This window comes from Pseudomonas sp. B28(2017) (assembly GCF_002113025.1).
Classification (GTDB): domain Bacteria; phylum Pseudomonadota; class Gammaproteobacteria; order Pseudomonadales; family Pseudomonadaceae; genus Aquipseudomonas.
Window position 1 is genome coordinate 44,274 of sequence record NZ_NEJH01000005.1, and the last position, 15,522, is coordinate 59,795.

15 protein-coding genes and 1 pseudogene are annotated in these 15,522 nt (G+C 59.4%); 9 read left to right on the plus strand and 7 right to left on the minus strand.

All coding sequences use genetic code 11. The features are described from left to right. Positions 1 to 57: 57 nt before the first annotated feature. Entirely contained in the window at positions 58 to 918 is an 861-nt protein-coding gene (locus tag CAF65_RS15720) for a MurR/RpiR family transcriptional regulator (protein ID WP_170948639.1), read from the minus strand. A gap of 228 nt (positions 919 to 1,146) precedes the next feature. Here CAF65_RS15720 and zwf point away from each other — a divergent pair, with 228 nt between their 5' ends. Genes zwf through CAF65_RS15735 form a run of 3 tightly spaced genes read left to right on the plus strand, consistent with a single transcriptional unit; the run spans position 1,147 to position 3,999 of the window. Continuing rightward, positions 1,147 to 2,616, plus strand: a complete 1,470-nt coding sequence (gene zwf / locus CAF65_RS15725; protein ID WP_085717097.1) for a glucose-6-phosphate dehydrogenase — start codon at positions 1,147 to 1,149, stop codon at positions 2,614 to 2,616. Next, positions 2,603 to 3,316 carry a 6-phosphogluconolactonase gene (gene pgl / locus CAF65_RS15730; protein ID WP_085717098.1) on the plus strand — a complete coding sequence of 238 codons (714 nt, stop codon included), beginning with the start codon at positions 2,603 to 2,605 and terminating at the stop codon, positions 3,314 to 3,316. The genes zwf and pgl overlap by 14 nt, the downstream gene beginning before the upstream one ends. A gap of 17 nt (positions 3,317 to 3,333) precedes the next feature. Then, entirely contained in the window at positions 3,334 to 3,999 is a 666-nt protein-coding gene (locus CAF65_RS15735) for a bifunctional 4-hydroxy-2-oxoglutarate aldolase/2-dehydro-3-deoxy-phosphogluconate aldolase (protein WP_085717099.1), read from the plus strand. Positions 4,000 to 4,170: 171 nt separating this feature from the next. On the opposite strand, the gene CAF65_RS15740 is transcribed toward CAF65_RS15735, so the two are convergent. Together CAF65_RS15740 and CAF65_RS15745 are read right to left on the minus strand one after the other, a co-directional pair. Continuing rightward, a complete protein-coding gene (locus CAF65_RS15740) occupies positions 4,171 to 5,352 on the minus strand; it encodes an aminotransferase class V-fold PLP-dependent enzyme (protein WP_085717100.1) in 1,182 nt (393 codons plus the stop codon). A 19-nt stretch (positions 5,353 to 5,371) separates the two neighbouring features. Continuing rightward, positions 5,372 to 5,608, minus strand: a complete 237-nt coding sequence (locus CAF65_RS15745) for a DUF3820 family protein (RefSeq protein WP_003227425.1) — start codon at positions 5,606 to 5,608, stop codon at positions 5,372 to 5,374. A 62-nt stretch (positions 5,609 to 5,670) separates the two neighbouring features. On the opposite strand from CAF65_RS15745, the pseudogene CAF65_RS15750 reads away from it, so the two are divergent. Then, a pseudogene (locus CAF65_RS15750) lies at positions 5,671 to 5,796 on the plus strand (aldehyde dehydrogenase); the annotation flags it as partial. Positions 5,797 to 5,867: 71 nt separating this feature from the next. Here CAF65_RS15750 and CAF65_RS15755 read toward each other — a convergent pair. Both CAF65_RS15755 and CAF65_RS15760 read right to left on the minus strand, forming a co-directional pair. Further along, a complete protein-coding gene (locus CAF65_RS15755) occupies positions 5,868 to 6,338 on the minus strand; it encodes a MaoC family dehydratase (RefSeq protein WP_085717101.1) in 471 nt (156 codons plus the stop codon). 43 nt (positions 6,339 to 6,381) lie between these two features. Continuing rightward, positions 6,382 to 7,326: an alpha/beta hydrolase gene (locus tag CAF65_RS15760; RefSeq protein ID WP_085717102.1), complete on the minus strand. Its 945-nt coding sequence runs from the start codon at positions 7,324 to 7,326 to the stop codon at positions 6,382 to 6,384. Between the two features lie 245 nt (positions 7,327 to 7,571). On the opposite strand from CAF65_RS15760, the gene fadD2 reads away from it, so the two are divergent. Beyond that, on the plus strand, positions 7,572 to 9,260 hold the full coding sequence (fadD2, locus tag CAF65_RS15765) for a long-chain-fatty-acid--CoA ligase FadD2 (protein ID WP_085717103.1): 1,689 nt from the start codon (positions 7,572 to 7,574) through the stop codon (positions 9,258 to 9,260). A gap of 399 nt (positions 9,261 to 9,659) precedes the next feature. Further along, positions 9,660 to 11,360: a long-chain-fatty-acid--CoA ligase FadD1 gene (gene fadD1 / locus CAF65_RS15770; RefSeq protein ID WP_085717104.1), complete on the plus strand. Its 1,701-nt coding sequence runs from the start codon at positions 9,660 to 9,662 to the stop codon at positions 11,358 to 11,360. Positions 11,361 to 11,525: 165 nt separating this feature from the next. Here the strand turns inward: fadD1 and CAF65_RS15775 are convergent, their stop codons facing one another. Then, entirely contained in the window at positions 11,526 to 11,903 is a 378-nt protein-coding gene (locus tag CAF65_RS15775; protein WP_085717105.1) for a hypothetical protein, read from the minus strand. A 356-nt stretch (positions 11,904 to 12,259) separates the two neighbouring features. Here CAF65_RS15775 and CAF65_RS15780 point away from each other — a divergent pair, with 356 nt between their 5' ends. Continuing rightward, a complete protein-coding gene (locus CAF65_RS15780) occupies positions 12,260 to 13,216 on the plus strand; it encodes a YihY/virulence factor BrkB family protein (RefSeq protein ID WP_085717106.1) in 957 nt (318 codons plus the stop codon). Between the two features lie 2 nt (positions 13,217 to 13,218). Beyond that, complete coding sequence (gene def / locus CAF65_RS15785; RefSeq protein ID WP_085717107.1) at positions 13,219 to 13,758, plus strand: peptide deformylase; 540 nt, start codon at positions 13,219 to 13,221, stop codon at positions 13,756 to 13,758. A gap of 58 nt (positions 13,759 to 13,816) precedes the next feature. Here def and CAF65_RS15790 read toward each other — a convergent pair whose 3' ends face one another. Then, the gene (locus CAF65_RS15790) at positions 13,817 to 14,236 is read right to left on the minus strand and encodes a GNAT family N-acetyltransferase (RefSeq protein ID WP_085717108.1); all 420 of its coding nucleotides are present in this window, start codon (positions 14,234 to 14,236) and stop codon (positions 13,817 to 13,819) included. A 329-nt stretch (positions 14,237 to 14,565) separates the two neighbouring features. On the opposite strand from CAF65_RS15790, the gene CAF65_RS15795 reads away from it, so the two are divergent. Next, on the plus strand, positions 14,566 to 15,507 hold the full coding sequence (locus CAF65_RS15795) for a fatty acid desaturase (RefSeq protein ID WP_085717109.1): 942 nt from the start codon (positions 14,566 to 14,568) through the stop codon (positions 15,505 to 15,507). The last annotated feature ends 15 nt before the right edge of the window (positions 15,508 to 15,522 follow it).

Genomic DNA, 15,522 nt, shown 5'->3' on the forward strand with positions numbered 1-15,522 from the left:
CAGTGTGGGAGCGAGCCTGCTAGCGAAGAGGCCGGATAGGTCAGCCGAGATTTCGGGTCAGTTGAACTCGTCACCCACCGGATACCGGCTGGCATTCAAGCTCTCCTTGATCTTGCGCAAGTGCGGCTGGAAATCCACGCCCCGGCGCAAGGTCATGCCGGTGGCGAGCACGTCCAGTACGGTCAGCTGGATGATCCGCGACGTCATCGGCATGTAGATGTCGGTGTCTTCCGGCAGTGGAATGTTCAGGCTCAGGGTGCTGGCCTTGGCCAGCGGCGAGTTCTCGGCGGTCAGGCCCAGCACCGATGCGCCGTTTTCCCGGGCAATGCGTGCGACTTCCACCAGTTCGCGGGTGCGACCGGTATAGGAAATGATCACGAACAGCTCGCCGGTGTGGGCCACCGAGGCAATCATGCGCTGCATCAGCACGTCCGCGTGGGCCGTGACGGCAAGGTTGAAGCGGAAGAACTTGTGCTGGGCATCCAGGGCCACCGGGGCCGAGGCGCCGAGGCCGAAGAAGTGGATCTGCCGGGCCTGGATCAACAGGTCGACGGCGCGGCTGATCAGGTTCGGGTCCAGTGCCTGGCAAGCGCTGTCCAGCGAGGCGATGGCGCTGCCGAAGATTTTCTGGGTATAGGCTTCCGGATTGTCGTCGGCTTCCACCGCACGGCTGACGTACGCGGCGCCACTGGCCAGGCTCTGGGCCAGTTGAAGTTTGAGCTCGGGGTAGCCGCTGACGCCGAACGAACGGCAGAAACGGTTGACCGTCGGTTCGCTGACCGAAGCCGCCTGGGCGAGGGCAGCGATGCTGAACCGGGTGGCCTGCTGCGGGTTGAGCAGGATCACCTCGGCGACTTTGCGCTCGGCCTTGTTCAGCTCTTCAAGGCGATTCTGGATTTGTTCCAGTAAATTTCGCACGCGGTCCATATGGGATTCCTTGATTCACCGGCACCGATAAGCGCGCGGCTAATGCAAAAAGGGCCTTTGGTGAGGCCCGTAACGGTGGCCTATCCTACTGATGGCTCCGACCGACCACCACTCGGAATCTGTATTTTGCGAAAATGTTGTGGTTATTACTACATTTTCCCTTGAGTGATGCCTTGAAAAAAGGTATTTGTAGCTTAACTTGATAAAAGAACAAACATCATGCTCTCGATTACGGTTGAACCGTGCACCTTTGCCTTGTTCGGCGCCCTGGGCGATCTGGCCTTGCGCAAGCTGTTTCCTGCCCTCTATCAACTCGACGGCGCCGGCCTGCTGCACGAGGACACGCGTATTATCGCGCTGGCCCGTGAGCCGGGCAGTGAGCAGGAACACCTGACGTTCATCGCCTCCGAGCTGCGCCGCTATGTCGGTGCCAAAGAGCTGGACGATGCCGTGGTCGAGCGTTTTCTGGCGCGGCTGAGCTACCTGCACGTCGACTTCCTCAAAACCGAAGATTATGTGGCCCTGGCCGAAGTCGCCGGTACCGCACAGCGGGTCATCGCCTACTTTGCGACTCCGGCCGCCGTATACGGCGCGATTTGCGAAAACCTGGCCAAGGTCGGCCTGGCGCAAAACACCCGTGTGGTGCTGGAAAAACCCATCGGTTCGGACCTGGAGTCCTCGCGCAAGGTCAACGACGCCGTGGCGCAATTCTTCCCGGAGAACCGCACCTACCGCATCGACCACTACCTGGGCAAAGAGACCGTCCAGAACCTGATCGCCCTGCGTTTCGCCAACAGCCTGTTCGAAACCCAGTGGAACCAGAACTACATTTCCCACGTGGAAATCACCGTGGCCGAGAAGGTCGGTATCGAAGGCCGCTGGGGTTACTTCGACAAGGCTGGCCAGTTGCGCGACATGATCCAGAACCACCTGCTGCAACTGCTCTGCCTGATCGCCATGGACCCGCCGGCCGACCTGTCCGCCGACAGCATCCGTGACGAGAAGGTCAAAGTGCTCAAGGCCCTGGCGCCGATCAGCCCGGAAGGCCTGACCACTCAAGTGGTGCGTGGCCAGTACATCGCCGGCTACAGCGAAGGCAAGGCGGTACCGGGGTACCTGGAAGAACCCAATTCCAACACCCAGAGCGACACCGAAACCTTCGTCGCCCTGCGTGCCGACATCCGTAACTGGCGCTGGGCCGGCGTGCCGTTTTACCTGCGTACCGGCAAGCGCATGCCGCAGAAGCTGTCGCAGATCGTCATCCACTTCAAGGAACCGTCGCACTACATCTTCGCTCCCGAGCAGCGCCTGCAAATCAGCAATAAGCTGATTATCCGCCTGCAACCGGACGAAGGCATTTCCTTGCGTGTGATGACCAAGGATCAAGGCCTGGACAAAGGCATGCAGCTGCGCAGCGGTCCATTGCAGCTGAATTTTTCCGACACCTGGAGCAGCGCACGGATTCCCGATGCCTACGAGCGGTTGTTGCTGGAAGTGATGCGTGGCAATCAGAACCTGTTTGTCCGTAAAGATGAAATCGAAGCCGCGTGGAAGTGGTGTGACCAGTTGATCGCCGGGTGGAAAAAATCCGGCGATGCGCCCAAGCCGTACGCGGCCGGGTCCTGGGGGCCGATGAGCTCCATCGCTCTGATCACGCGGGACGGGAGGTCATGGTATGGCGATATCTGATTTGAAACTGCCGCAGGGCGTCAGCGCCCATGCGTTCAAGAGCCCGGTGCTGCTGGCCGAAAGCCTGGCACTGAATGTGGCCAAACAATTGAGCGATGCAATCGACGCTCAGGGCACAGCGACGCTGGTGGTGTCCGGTGGCCGCAGCCCGGTGGCGTTTTTCCAGCACCTGGCCAAGCAGACGCTGGACTGGTCCAATGTGGTGATCAGCCTGGCCGACGAGCGCTGGGTGCCGGTGGAGCACGCCGACAGTAACGCTGGCCTGCTCAAGAAATATCTGTTGCAAGGCCCGGCGGCCAAGGCGCAGTTCCTGAGCCTGTACAGCGCCAGTGCCAACCTTGAACAGGCAGCCGAGCAGGCCGACCGTTTACTGTCCGAGTTGCCGGCGATCGACGTCCTGATCCTCGGCATGGGCGATGACGGCCACACCGCGTCGCTGTTCCCCAACAGCCCGAACCTTGGCGAAGCCTTGAAAGTCGACGGCACACGTCGTTGCTGGCCGATGCTGGCGCCGACCGTGCCGCGTCAGCGCCTGACCATGAGCCGCGCGCTACTGGCCTCGGCCAAACATAAAGTTCTGTCGATTTCCGGTCAGTCCAAGCTGACCACCCTGAGTTTCGCGCTGGCCGGTGACGATGTCGCCGAAATGCCGGTGCGCGCATTTCTGCAACCCACGTTAGAGATTTACTGGTGCCCATGAGCCAAGGAACAGCCGCTATGACAAACCCATCCCCGACCGTTTCCATGGCGGACAAAGTTGCCCTGATCGACAGCCTCTGCGCGAAAGCGCGGATTCTGCCGGTGATCACCATCGCCCGCGAGCAGGACGTTCTGCCGTTGGCCGATGCGCTCGCGGCCGGAGGCCTGACGGCCCTGGAAGTGACCCTGCGTTCGCAATTCGGCCTCAAGGCCATCCAGATTCTGCGCGAGCAGCGTCCGGAGCTGGTGACCGGTGCCGGCACCGTGCTCGATCGCCAGATGCTGGCTGCCGCCGAAGCGGCGGGCTCGCAATTCATCGTCACGCCGGGCATCACTCGCGACTTGCTGGAAGCCAGCGTCTCCAGCCCGATTCCACTGCTGCCAGGCATCAGTAATGCCTCGGGCATCATGGAAGGCTACGCTCTGGGTTACCGTCGATTCAAGTTGTTCCCGGCCGAAGTCAGCGGTGGCGTCGCAGCCATCAAGGCTTTGGGCGGCCCGTTCGGCGAAGTGAAATTCTGCCCGACCGGCGGCGTTGGCCCGGCCAATATCAAGAGCTACATGGCGTTGAAAAACGTCATGTGCGTGGGCGGTAGCTGGATGCTTGATCCGGAGTGGATCAAGAACGGCGACTGGTCCCGCATTCAGGAATGCACCGCCGAGGCTTTGGCGCTGCTGGACTGATCGCTTCACTCGACACTCGTTGTGTGTTCTACGGCTTTACGGTGCGCTTGGTCGGTGCACCGTTTTTTTTTGCTCGCGAAAAACCTCCAGGCACCGCTGGCTATCGGGTTCCCGGGTTATCGTTCACGACCATCGTCGGAACGCCGCCCGGAGCCAGCTCGCTCCTACAGGTCAGCTCAATTGCGCCAACGCCGTGGTCAGCCGCGTCATGTGCCCGGCGGTGGTGGTCAGCCCCGGAGTGATGCGGATGCACGGGCCGCAGGCCGCGCCGGTGCGTACCACGGTGAACAGGTTGTAGTCCTTGAGCAGCCGCTCGACCATCGCCTGCTGATCGGCCTGTGCGATGAAGCGCAAGGCCGTGATGCCGCAGTACAGTCGCGGGTCGTCCGGGGTCAGGACTTCGATGCCCGACAGTGCGCGTACGGGGCGGACCCACAGGTTGCGCAGGTAGTTGAGCCGCGAACCCTTGGCTGCCGCGCCGCCCATGGCGTGATGCTCCTCGAGTACCAGCGGCAAGGTCAGCAGCGCAGGAATGTTCGGTGTGCTGTACGGCGTACGGGCGCGAATGTCAGTGAGCGGGAAGTGCATTTCGCCCATGTCCGGGTCGATGTCGGCCAGGCGCTCGGGGGCGATGTAGATGAAGCCGAGCGTCAGCGGTGCGCCGATCCACTTGTGCAGGTTGTAGCCAGCGAAGGCGATACCAAGCCCGGCCAGATCAAATTCGAGTTGGCCGAGGGCATGGGCCCCGTCGAGGATGACGTCGATGCCATGTTCCTTCGCTGCGGCTGCAATCGCCTGTACCGGCATCACCAGGCCCGTGCGATGGGTGACGTGGGTCAGGGCCATCAGCTTCAGCCGCGGATGCCGTGCGAAGACTTCCCGATAGGTATTGAGCAGGCTGTCGAAGGTTGCCGGGTGTGCGTGTTCGATCTCGATCACTTCGACACCACGATTGCGTGCCAGCCAGCGCATGGCGCCTTTGACCGTGTCGTATTCCAGGTCGCAAACCAGTACCTGATCGCCGGGCTGCAGCCGGTTGTAGTTGCGGATCAGCGACTGCAAACCTTCCGACGCGTTACGGGTCAGGGCGATGCTGTCGGCGGGTGCGCCTGTCAACCTGGCCAGTTGCGCGCGAATCTTCAGGCTGTCGCCCTGTTCGAAGCGCTGGCGCACGTAGACCGAATTGCTGCGATTGATGAGCTCGATGTTGCGCTGGTATTCCTCGACCACCGTGCGCGACATGCGACCGAAGTAACCGTTCTCCAGGTTGAGCGGGCCGGGTTCGACATCGTAGCGGTCGGCAAAGGTTTGCCAGAAGGCTTCATCACGGGCACGGCGGGTGTTGTCGGGCATGGGTTACTCGGTAGGTGATTCAGTGGCGCGGGGCCGGTTTGCCGTGTTTGGCGCGTAGCGGTTCGAGCAGGTCCGACAAGCCGTTGTGATCGATTTCCTGCATCAGGGCCAGCAGGCCGCCCAACTCGCCGTGAGGGAAACCCTCCCGGGCGAACCAGTTCAGGTAAGGGCCGGGCAGGTCGGCAATGATTCGACCCTTGTATTTGCCGAAAGGCATTTCGCGGGTGATCAGCAGTTCGAGCTTTTCAGGATTCATCGGTCGGTCGTCTTGATTCAGTCAGTCTGGAAAATACAGACATTCTGCATGCAGGCCAATTCATGGAGAAAATCAACAAGCACAACCTGGTGGGCATTCGTGACCTGGTTGAGCGTCAGTATCCTGGTGTCCAGCGCAATCACGATCAGGACAAGGCCCTGCGTAACCAGGCGCGTGCCCGTTCGTAAGCCAGGCTGAGCTGAAGTAAATGTGGGAGCGAGCCTGCTCGCTCCCAGATTGTTTGTTTTTGAGCGGTCAATCAGCCGATGCTGATGGCCGGCAGCGTGGTCAACGTCACGCTCTGTTGCTTGCGTGGTGCGAGGATTTCCGCCTCGCCATCCACCACCAGTTCATCGCGCTGGTTGAACACGCGAGTGGCAATGCGTACGCGAAACTTCGGCAGTTTTTCGAGAATTTCCAGGCGTACGGTCAGGGTATCGCCGATCTTCACCGGTTTCTGAAAGCTCATTTGCTGGCCGATGTAGATAGTCCCCGGTCCAGGCAGTTCGCAGGCAACCGCCGCGCTGATCAGCGCACCGCTGAACATGCCGTGGGCGATGCGCTCCTTGAACATGGTGCTGGCGGCGTATTCGGCATCCAGGTGCACCGGGTTGTGATCGCCGGACATCGCGGCGAACAACTGAATGTCGCGCTCTTCGACGGTCTTGCTGAAGCTGGCGGTCTGGCCGATTTCGAGGGCTTCGTAAGGGGTGTTGGTAACCTGGGTCATCTGTCTCAATTCCTGTGACGAATTAAAAAATTCACAAATAAAGCTATTCGGACCGGTGCGGCCGAGGCGTGCTCAAGGCCTGTGCGATCCAGTTCAGCACATCGGCGATGATTTCATCGCGGTTGCTCTCGTTGAACAGTTCGTGCCGTGCCTGCGGGTAAACGGTCAGTTGCAGGTGCTGGCTGCCGGCCGCCCGCAGCGCGTCGGCCAGATCCTTGAGACGTTTGCCTTCGCTCACCGGATCACATTCACCGCCAATCACCAGCAACGGCAGGCCCGGGTCGATCTGCGCGAGATTGGACGCTTTGCTGATTTGCTGCAAGCCACCGAGCAAGTCGATCCACAGTTGATTGGTGCAACGGAAACCGCAGAGCGGGTCGTTGACGTACAGATCGACCTGCGCCGGATCACGGCTGAGCCAGTCGAACGGCGTGCGTGCCGGTTTGAACTTGTTGTTGAACGAGCCGAACGACAGCCATTCGATCAATGCGCTACGCCCTTGGCGGCCCTGGCGCAGGCGTTCGAAACGGGCGATTTGCCGTGCCGCGCGATAAAGCGCCACAGGCTGGAAGTTCGAGCCGCTGAGGATTGCCCCGTGCAGGCTGGCGCTGTGGTGCAGCAGATAAGCCTGGGCAACGTAGCTGCCCATGCTGTGACCGAGCAGTACGATCGGTATGCCAGGGTGCTGCTGGCCGATGTGCTGGTTGAGGCAGGCCAGGTCGCTCACGACCTTGGACCAGCCATTGTCATCGGCGAAATGCCCCAGTGTCCCGTTTTCGGCAGTTTTGCCATGTCCACGCAGGTCCGGTGCGCACACGCCATAGCCCTGATCACAGAGTTTTTGCGCAAGGGGTCCATAGCGACCGCTGTGTTCGGCCATGCCATGGGCCAGCAGAATCATTGCCTTGAGGCTGCCCTCGGGTAGCCACTGGTTGACGAAGAGGCGGCTGTGGTCGCTCGTGGTCAGCCAGAATGTGTCATGGATCATGGCGGTTCCTTTGCATGAGGCTGCCTGGTCGCAAACAGCTCGTTGCAGTTTATAGCGCATCCTTGGCCGGGCGTCTGATCAGCTTGCGCCACGGCAAGAAGATTCATGGGATCAATGACGGCGGTGGGCATATTTGCCTGCTACGTCATAACTGCTAGTGTCCGTGAAGCTCCGCTTTTTGCATTTTTTTTGAAAAATGACAGAAAAGTGGCCCCGGATAGATTCAGGTAAAGAGGACAAGAACAATGCAACCTGATTTCTGGAATGACAAACGCCCGGCCGGAGTACCCCTGGATATCGATCCGGGAGCCTACAAGTCGGTGATCGAGGTGTTCGAGCGTTCCTGCAAGAAGTTTGCTGACCGCCCGGCGTTCAGCAACATGGGCGTGACCCTGACCTACGCGGAGCTGGAACGCCAAAGTGCGGCCTTCGCCGGTTATCTGCAAGGCCACACCGACCTGGTGGTAGGGGACCGGATCGCGGTGCAGATGCCCAACGTCCTGCATTACCCGATTGCCGTGTTCGGGGCCTTGCGCGCCGGGTTGATCGTGGTCAACACCAACCCGTTGTACACCGCGCGGGAAATGCGACACCAGTTCAAGGATTCCGGTGCGCGGGCGCTGGTGTACCTGAACGTGTTCGGCCAGAAAGTCCAGGAAGTGCTCCCCGACACCGATATCCAGTACCTGATCGAAGCGAAGATGGGCGACCTGATGCCTACCGCCAAGGGTTGGCTGGTCAACACGATGGTGAGCAAGGTCAAGAAGATGGTCCCGGACTATTTCTTGCCCCAGGCCGTTTCTTTCAAGAGCGCGTTGCGCATGGGCCGTGGCCTGGGTATCAAGCCGCTGAACGTCGGTCTCGACGACATTGCCGTGCTGCAATACACCGGCGGCACCACCGGCCTGGCCAAGGGCGCGATGCTGAGCCACGGCAACCTGGTGGCGAACATGCAACAGGCACGGGCATGTCTTGGACAGTTCGGCAGCGACGGGCAACCGTTGTTGCGCGAAGGGCAGGAGGTCATGATCGCGCCGCTGCCGCTGTACCACATCTATGCCTTCACGGCGAACTGCATGTGCATGATGGTGACGGGCAACCACAACGTGCTGATCACCAACCCGCGTGACATCGGTGGCTTCATCAAGGAACTGAAGAACTGGCGGTTCTCGGCGCTGCTGGGGCTCAACACGCTGTTCGTCGCGCTGATGGATCACCCGGACTTCAAGACCCTGGACTTCTCCAGCCTCAAGCTCACCAACTCCGGTGGCACTGCGCTGGTCAAGGCGACAGCCGAACGCTGGGAACAACTGACCGGTTGCCGCATCACCGAAGGTTACGGCCTGACCGAAACCTCGCCGGTGGCCTGTACCAACCCGTATGGCGACCAGTCGCGGATCGGTACGGTCGGCTTGCCGGTGCCGGGCACTGCGCTGAAAGTCATCAGCGATGACGGCGTCGAACAACCTTTGGGCGAACGCGGCGAGTTGTGCATCAAGGGCCCGCAGATCATGAAGGGCTACTGGCAGAAACCTGATGCCACGGCCGAAGTGCTGGATGCCGAGGGCTGGTTCAAGTCCGGTGATATCGCGGTGATCGACCCGGACGGATTCGTGCGTATCGTCGATCGCAAGAAGGACATGATCATTGTCTCGGGTTTCAACGTGTACCCGAACGAGATCGAAGACGTGGTGATGGCACACCCGAAAGTCGCCAACTGTGCGGTCATCGGTGTGCCAGACGAGCGGTCGGGGGAGGCGGTGAAGCTGTTCGTGGTGGCCCGTGAAGCGGGCGTCAGCCTTGAAGAGCTGAAGGCTTACTGTAAGGAGAACTTCACGGCGTACAAGGTACCCAAGCACATCGTGCTGCGCGAATCGCTGCCGATGACGCCGGTGGGCAAGATCCTGCGGCGGGAGTTGCGTGATATTGCCTGATTGGTGAATGGCCGCGCTTTGCGCGGATCGTCGGAACGCCGCCCGGGGCAAGCCACGCTCTCACAGGGTTCGTGTCGTACACAATGGATGTGAACGACACGAACCCTGTGAGAGCGTGGCTTGCCCGCGATGCTTTTTGGGGAGAGCAAAAGCCCCGGTTTTCGTGGGCTTCAGAGCTTTATAGGTTTTTTGCTCTAAAATGACTGCTTGTGATTCTTGAGTCACAAATGTGACCGTAGAGCCTGCTTTTGGCTCTAGTCGACCCTTTGCAAAGCTGCTACTCTCGGCGCGCTTTGTGACTTCTCGGCCTTCTATCAGCCAGATTCACCAATGGCCAAACACCAATAATAATCGCATCAAATGCGGTGCTGAATTCGCGTTGCTGAGGAGTGGGCTTCCATGATCGAAGACTTTTGGAAGGATAAGTACCCAGCTGGGATTGCTGCCGACATCAATCCAGACGAGTATCCGAATATTCAGGCAGTGTTGAAGCAATCCTGCCAACGCTTCGCCAACAAGCCGGCATTCAGCAACCTGGGCAAGACACTCACCTACGGTGAGCTGTACGAATTGTCCGGTGCGTTTGCCGCTTACCTGCAACAGCATACCGACTTGCAGCCCGGCGATCGAATCGCCGTGCAACTGCCCAACGTGTTGCAGTACCCGGTTGCCGTCTTCGGCGCCATCCGCGCCGGGCTGATCGTGGTCAACACCAACCCGCTGTACACCGCGCGGGAAATGGAACACCAATTCAACGACTCCGGTGCCAAGGCCCTGGTCTGCCTGGCCAACATGGCGCACCTGGCTGAAACCGTGGTGCCGAAAACCGGCGTCAAGCATGTGATCGTCACCGAAGTCGCCGACCTGCTGCCGCCGCTCAAGCGCTTGCTGGTCAATAGCGTCATCAAGTATGTGAAGAAGATGGTGCCGGCCTATCACTTGCCAAAAGCCGTCAAGTTCAACGACGTGCTGAGCAAAGGCCTGGGCCAGCCAGTGGCGGAAGCCAGCCCGGCCAGCAGCGATGTCGCGGTGCTGCAATACACCGGCGGCACCACCGGCGTGGCCAAGGGTGCGATGCTGACCCACCGCAACCTGGTGGCGAACATGCTGCAGTGCAAGGCGCTGATGGGTTCCAACCTCAATGAAGGTTGCGAGGTCCTGATCACGCCGCTGCCGCTGTACCACATCTATGCGTTCACCTTTCACTGCATGGCAATGATGCTGGCGGGTAACCACAACATCCTGATCAGCAATCCGCGCGACCTGCCGGCGATGGTCAAGGAACTGTCGAAGTGGAAGTTCAGCGGCTTTGTCGGTTTGAACACGCTGTTCGTGGCCCTGTGCAACAACGAAGGTTTCCGCAAGCTGGACTTCTCCGCGCTGAAAGTGACCTTGTCGGGCGGCATGGCCCTGCAACTGGCCGCGGCCGAACGCTGGAAAGCGGTGACCGGTTGTGGCATCTGCGAAGGCTACGGCATGACCGAAACCAGCCCGGTGGCGACGGTGAACCCGATTCAGCACATCCAGGTCGGCACCATTGGCATTCCGGTGCCGTCGACCCTGTGCAAAGTCATCAACGATGCCGGTGTCGAGCAGCCGCTGGGCGAAATCGGCGAACTTTGCGTGAAGGGCCCGCAAGTCATGAAGGGGTACTGGCAGCGCCAGGAAGCCACCGACGAGATCCTCGACAGCGAAGGCTGGTTGAAGACCGGTGACATCGCGCTGATCCAGCCCGATGGCTACATGCGTATTGTCGATCGCAAGAAAGACATGATCCTGGTTTCCGGTTTCAACGTGTACCCGAACGAGCTCGAAGACGTGCTGGCTACCCTGCCGGGCGTGCTGCAATGCGCGGCCATCGGCGTGCCGGACGAAAAGTCGGGCGAGGCGATCAAGATTTTCATCGTTGCCAAGCCGGGCGTGACCCTGACCAAGGAACAGGTGATGGAGCACATGCGCGCCAACGTCACCGGTTACAAGGTCCCGCGCGCCGTGGAATTCCGCGATGCACTGCCGACCACCAACGTCGGCAAGATCCTGCGTCGAGAATTGCGCGATGAAGAGCTGAAGAAGATCAACGCGAAGAAAGCCACTGCGTAATCAACAAAAAGCCCCGCCGATGCGGGGCTTTTTGTTGGTCGACAGGGAAAACTCAGCGTCTGTCAGACCGCTTTCGCGAGCAGGCTCGCTCCCACATGTGACCGCATTCTTTCTGACGAAACTCGGTTGAATGTGGGAGCGAGCCTGCTCGCGAAGCTTTTTGTTTTATTGGCGGAACGGCGCGAAGTTTACGTTGGCGCCTGCCGGGCGCATGTCCTGCAGGAAGGAGTCCTTGTCGGCGCTCAGTTCCAGGCTCAATGCAGCCTTGCGCTTGCCTTCATTGCGTACCACCAGGCCTTCGAGCTTCTCGCGCAGGAACACGGTCGGCACTTTCAGGTGCAGCAGTTCGTCGGTGTCCGGCGTGTGCATCAGCAGGTGAATCCACTCGTACTGACCCACGGCCAGACGCGATACCGGGATGTCGAACCACCAGATATTGCGGTTGCGGTTCAATTCGGTGAAGTGGCAGTTGTTGACGCCAAGCACAGCACCGCCGAGTTCCTGGTTTCTGCGGGCAATGGCCTGCTTTTTATCGAGTTTCATAACATTCCTACGGGATTGGATCTTCAGCGCCATGGCCTGAATGTGTTGCGCATTCTCAGGGGTTGGCCCGCAAACATAAAGCGCAACCTGCACTGAACGATGAAATGTCGTGGTGGAAATAAATGAAACTCCCTGCAAAAGCTCCCGGTCAACCTTGTGTAACGACTTTTCCTCCCATTGAAATGCCTTTAATGAAAAGAAGAAACGGCCATCCCCGGATGGCCATTTTTGTGTCAGCCTGAACTTGCACACTGAATTTGTTTCAAAGTCGCCAACTGGGCTACCTTGGTGAAGGAAACGGCCCCAGAGTCGCCACGACTTCAACCCAAATGCGTATGCGGCGAATGGAGACGCTAATGATTTTTCCAGACATGAGAGGCTTGCCCCTGCACCGTGTGATGATGCGCACGGTCACCGAGTTCGTCGCCGACGAGATGTCGACCTATGCCTCGGCGCTGGCCTATCAAATGCTGTTTTCGCTGTTTCCGTTCATCCTGTTCCTGATTGCCCTGATCGGCTTCCTGCACCTGCCCGACTTCTTCTCCTGGCTGCGTCTGCAATCGGAACTGGTACTGCCGCCCCAGGCACTGGAACAGGTCAACCCGGTGATCGACCAGCTTCAGCAATCCAAGGGTGGATTGCTTTCGGTGGGGATCGTGATTGCGCTATATACCGCCTCTGCTGGCGTGCGGCTGATGATGAGTGCGATGAACGCTGCCTATGACGTGGTAGAAGGGCGCCCGCTGTGGAAACGTTTTCCGTTGTCGATCATCTACACCGTCGGCATTGCCGGCATGCTGCTGATCGCCGCCGCGCTGATGGTGCTCGGGCCGCAGGTGATGGAGTGGATCGCTGCACAAGTCGGCCTTGAGTACTTTATCGTCACGCTCTGGACCATCGCACGCTGGCCGGTGATCGTGATTCTGCTGATGGTCGCGGTGGCGTTGATCTACTACGTCATGCCCGACGTCAAACAGGAGTTTCGCTTCATCACTCCAGGCTCGGTGCTGGCGGTGGTCGTGTGGATCATCGCCTCCCTGGGCTTCGGTTTGTACGTCAAGGAGTTCGCCAACTACAACGCCATGTATGGCAGTATCGGTGCAATCATTGTGCTATTGCTGTACTTCTACATTTCCGCTGCGGTGCTACTGTTGGGCGCGGAGATGAACGCGGTGATCGAACACATGTCGCGGGAGGGCAAGGACCCTGGCGAAAAAGTGGCTGGCGAACATGGTCCCGTCCATGAGGAAAAGCACCATGTGTCGGGACTGGGGCGCGATCACTCACACAAACCGACCATTGATGAAACCTGATCATGATTCGTGAAATTCTGAAAATGGGCGATGAGCGCCTGTTGCGCGTTGCCCCGCCAGTACCGGCCGAGATGTTCGACAGCCCCGAGTTGTGGCAACTGATCGATGACATGTTCCAGACCATGGAAAGTGTGGGGGGCGTTGGCCTGGCTGCTCCGCAGATCGGTGTCGACCTGCAACTGGTGATCTTCGGTTTCGAGCACAGCGAGCGTTATCCGGATGCCGAGGCCGTGCCGCAGACGATCCTGATCAACCCGTTGATCACACCGCTGAGCCCGATCATGGAAGAGGGTTTCGAAGGCTGTTTGTCCGTACCGGGCCTGCGTGGCGCGGTGCAGCGTTACCAGCAGATTCGCTACGAAGGCGTCGATCCCAAGGGCGAGCCCATCGTGCGCATTGCCTCGGGGTTCCATGCACGGGTGGTACAGCATGAATGCGATCACCTGATCGGCCGCCTGTACCCGTCGCGCATCACTGACTTCAGCAAGTTTGGCTTCACCGAGGTGATGTTCCCGGATCTGGATCCCAACGCGGACGACTGATGCACATCACAAACCAATGTGGGAGCGAGCAGGCTCGCTCCCACATTGTTGATTTCGTTTACTTCAGCTCCAGCCCCAGCCCCATGGCAATCATCGGCTTGCTGCGCGCATATCGGCTCAAGCGTTCAACCATCGCGTAAGGCATCGGCGGATCGAAAGTAAAGCCGCGACGCTCATAAAACCCTCGCAAATCCGGATGACAGAACAACCACACCGGCTGTTCGCAATCCTGCACCGCGGCCGCAATCAACCCGGCGGCAATCCCTTGTTCGCGACACCCGGGATCGACAAACAACCCGGTCAGCCAATGCCCACCGGACACCGGACGCAAACACAGCGCGGCAACAATGCAGTCACGCCGGGCCACCCACAACTGTGCGTCGCGCACGGCCTTCATCGACGATTGGTGAGCGCGGTAGAACTTGTTCATCAATGGCCATAACGGCTCGTCGAGCAGGGTGTATTGGATGTCGGACATGGTTTTGGACTGTCGGTAGGCAAAGCGCGCGATTATAAAAGAACACACGCGCCGGGATAGGTGTATACCTGATCTCACATCCCTGTGAGTGGAGTACGCGTCATGTCCAAAGGTATGGATGCAAAGAAAGCGACGAAAAAGAAACCAGTGAAAACCGCCATTGAAAAGCGTGCGGACAAGAAAGCCAAAAAGGTCGGCGTGTTCGGTCACTGATCCCGCGTTGATTGATCGCTCCCATGCAACATGGGAGCGATCCTCCTGAAAATAATCTGCAGGATTTCCCAAGGCCATTGCACAGAAGGGGACTGGTCCCCGATCTGAGCAACGCCATGCCCCATTACTTCGATAGCGCCCACCAACAAGAAATCGAAACTTTGCGTCGACGCTTCACCGCACGCACCGAATGGCCGACCTGGTTGCTGTTGACCGGCGTGTATGGCGGCTGGTTTGGCATCGTGCTGAATAGCCATCGGCTGGGTTTGTGGTGGAGCACGCTGTTGCTGATCCCATTGCTGGTGCTGTGGTTATCCGTGCAACACGAACTGCTGCACGGCCATCCCACGCGCTGGCCAACCCTGAACAAAATCCTTGGCTACGCGCCGTTTGCCGTTTGGTATCCGTACACCTTGTATCGCGATAGCCATTTGCTGCATCACCGCGACGAGGACCTGACGATCCCCGGTCGCGATCCGGAAAGCCGTTATCTGAGCGCCGAGCAGTGGCAGGGCAGTTCACGCCTGGTGCGCAGCCTGCACTGGCTGAACAAAACCGTGCTCGGCCGCTTTGCCTTTGGCGCGCCGCTGGCCTTGCTGACGCTGGCTCGCGAAGAACTGCAGCGCCTGAGGGCAGGTGAGCGCCAGGCCTGGCTGATGTGGCTGAGTCACGGCGCGATGACCGGGTTGATGCTGCTGTTCATTACACGCTTGAGCGTATTGCCGGTTTGGCATTACCTGTTTTTGATCAGTGTGCCGGCGCTGTCGATCGCCATGATTCGCTCCTACTATGAACATCGACCTCAGGCGGCGCCGGAGCAACGAACCGTGCTCAATGAGGCATCCTGGCCGTGGCGCTGGTTGTTCCTGAACCTTAATTTCCACCTGGTGCATCACGAGTTGCCGGGGTTGCCCTGGTACGATTTGCCCCGCGCCTACAGGGCCCGCCGCGAGCAATGGTTGGCGCGCAGTGGCGGGTTTCTGGTGCAAGGTTATGGGCAGTTGTGGCGTGAGCATGGCGTCAAAGCCATCGACAGCCCCAGGCATCCGTTTTACTGATTTTTGAATCGCCAC

Excerpts from the sequence above, each read along its gene's own strand:
- zwf (WP_085717097.1), top strand. The coding sequence starts at position 1,147 with ATGCTCTCGATTACGGTTGAACCGTGCACCTTTGCCTTGTTCGGCGCC.
- pgl (WP_085717098.1), top strand. The coding sequence starts at position 2,603 with ATGGCGATATCTGATTTGAAACTGCCGCAGGGCGTCAGCGCCCATGCG.
- CAF65_RS15735 (WP_085717099.1), top strand. The coding sequence starts at position 3,334 with ATGACAAACCCATCCCCGACCGTTTCCATGGCGGACAAAGTTGCCCTG.
- CAF65_RS15740 (WP_085717100.1), bottom strand. The coding sequence starts at position 5,352 with ATGCCCGACAACACCCGCCGTGCCCGTGATGAAGCCTTCTGGCAAACC.
- CAF65_RS15745 (WP_003227425.1), bottom strand. The coding sequence starts at position 5,608 with ATGAATCCTGAAAAGCTCGAACTGCTGATCACCCGCGAAATGCCTTTC.
- CAF65_RS15755 (WP_085717101.1), bottom strand. The coding sequence starts at position 6,338 with ATGACCCAGGTTACCAACACCCCTTACGAAGCCCTCGAAATCGGCCAG.
- CAF65_RS15760 (WP_085717102.1), bottom strand. The coding sequence starts at position 7,326 with ATGATCCATGACACATTCTGGCTGACCACGAGCGACCACAGCCGCCTC.
- fadD2 (WP_085717103.1), top strand. The coding sequence starts at position 7,572 with ATGCAACCTGATTTCTGGAATGACAAACGCCCGGCCGGAGTACCCCTG.
- fadD1 (WP_085717104.1), top strand. The coding sequence starts at position 9,660 with ATGATCGAAGACTTTTGGAAGGATAAGTACCCAGCTGGGATTGCTGCC.
- CAF65_RS15775 (WP_085717105.1), bottom strand. The coding sequence starts at position 11,903 with ATGAAACTCGATAAAAAGCAGGCCATTGCCCGCAGAAACCAGGAACTC.
- CAF65_RS15780 (WP_085717106.1), top strand. The coding sequence starts at position 12,260 with ATGATTTTTCCAGACATGAGAGGCTTGCCCCTGCACCGTGTGATGATG.
- def (WP_085717107.1), top strand. The coding sequence starts at position 13,219 with ATGATTCGTGAAATTCTGAAAATGGGCGATGAGCGCCTGTTGCGCGTT.
- CAF65_RS15790 (WP_085717108.1), bottom strand. The coding sequence starts at position 14,236 with ATGTCCGACATCCAATACACCCTGCTCGACGAGCCGTTATGGCCATTG.
- CAF65_RS15795 (WP_085717109.1), top strand. The coding sequence starts at position 14,566 with ATGCCCCATTACTTCGATAGCGCCCACCAACAAGAAATCGAAACTTTG.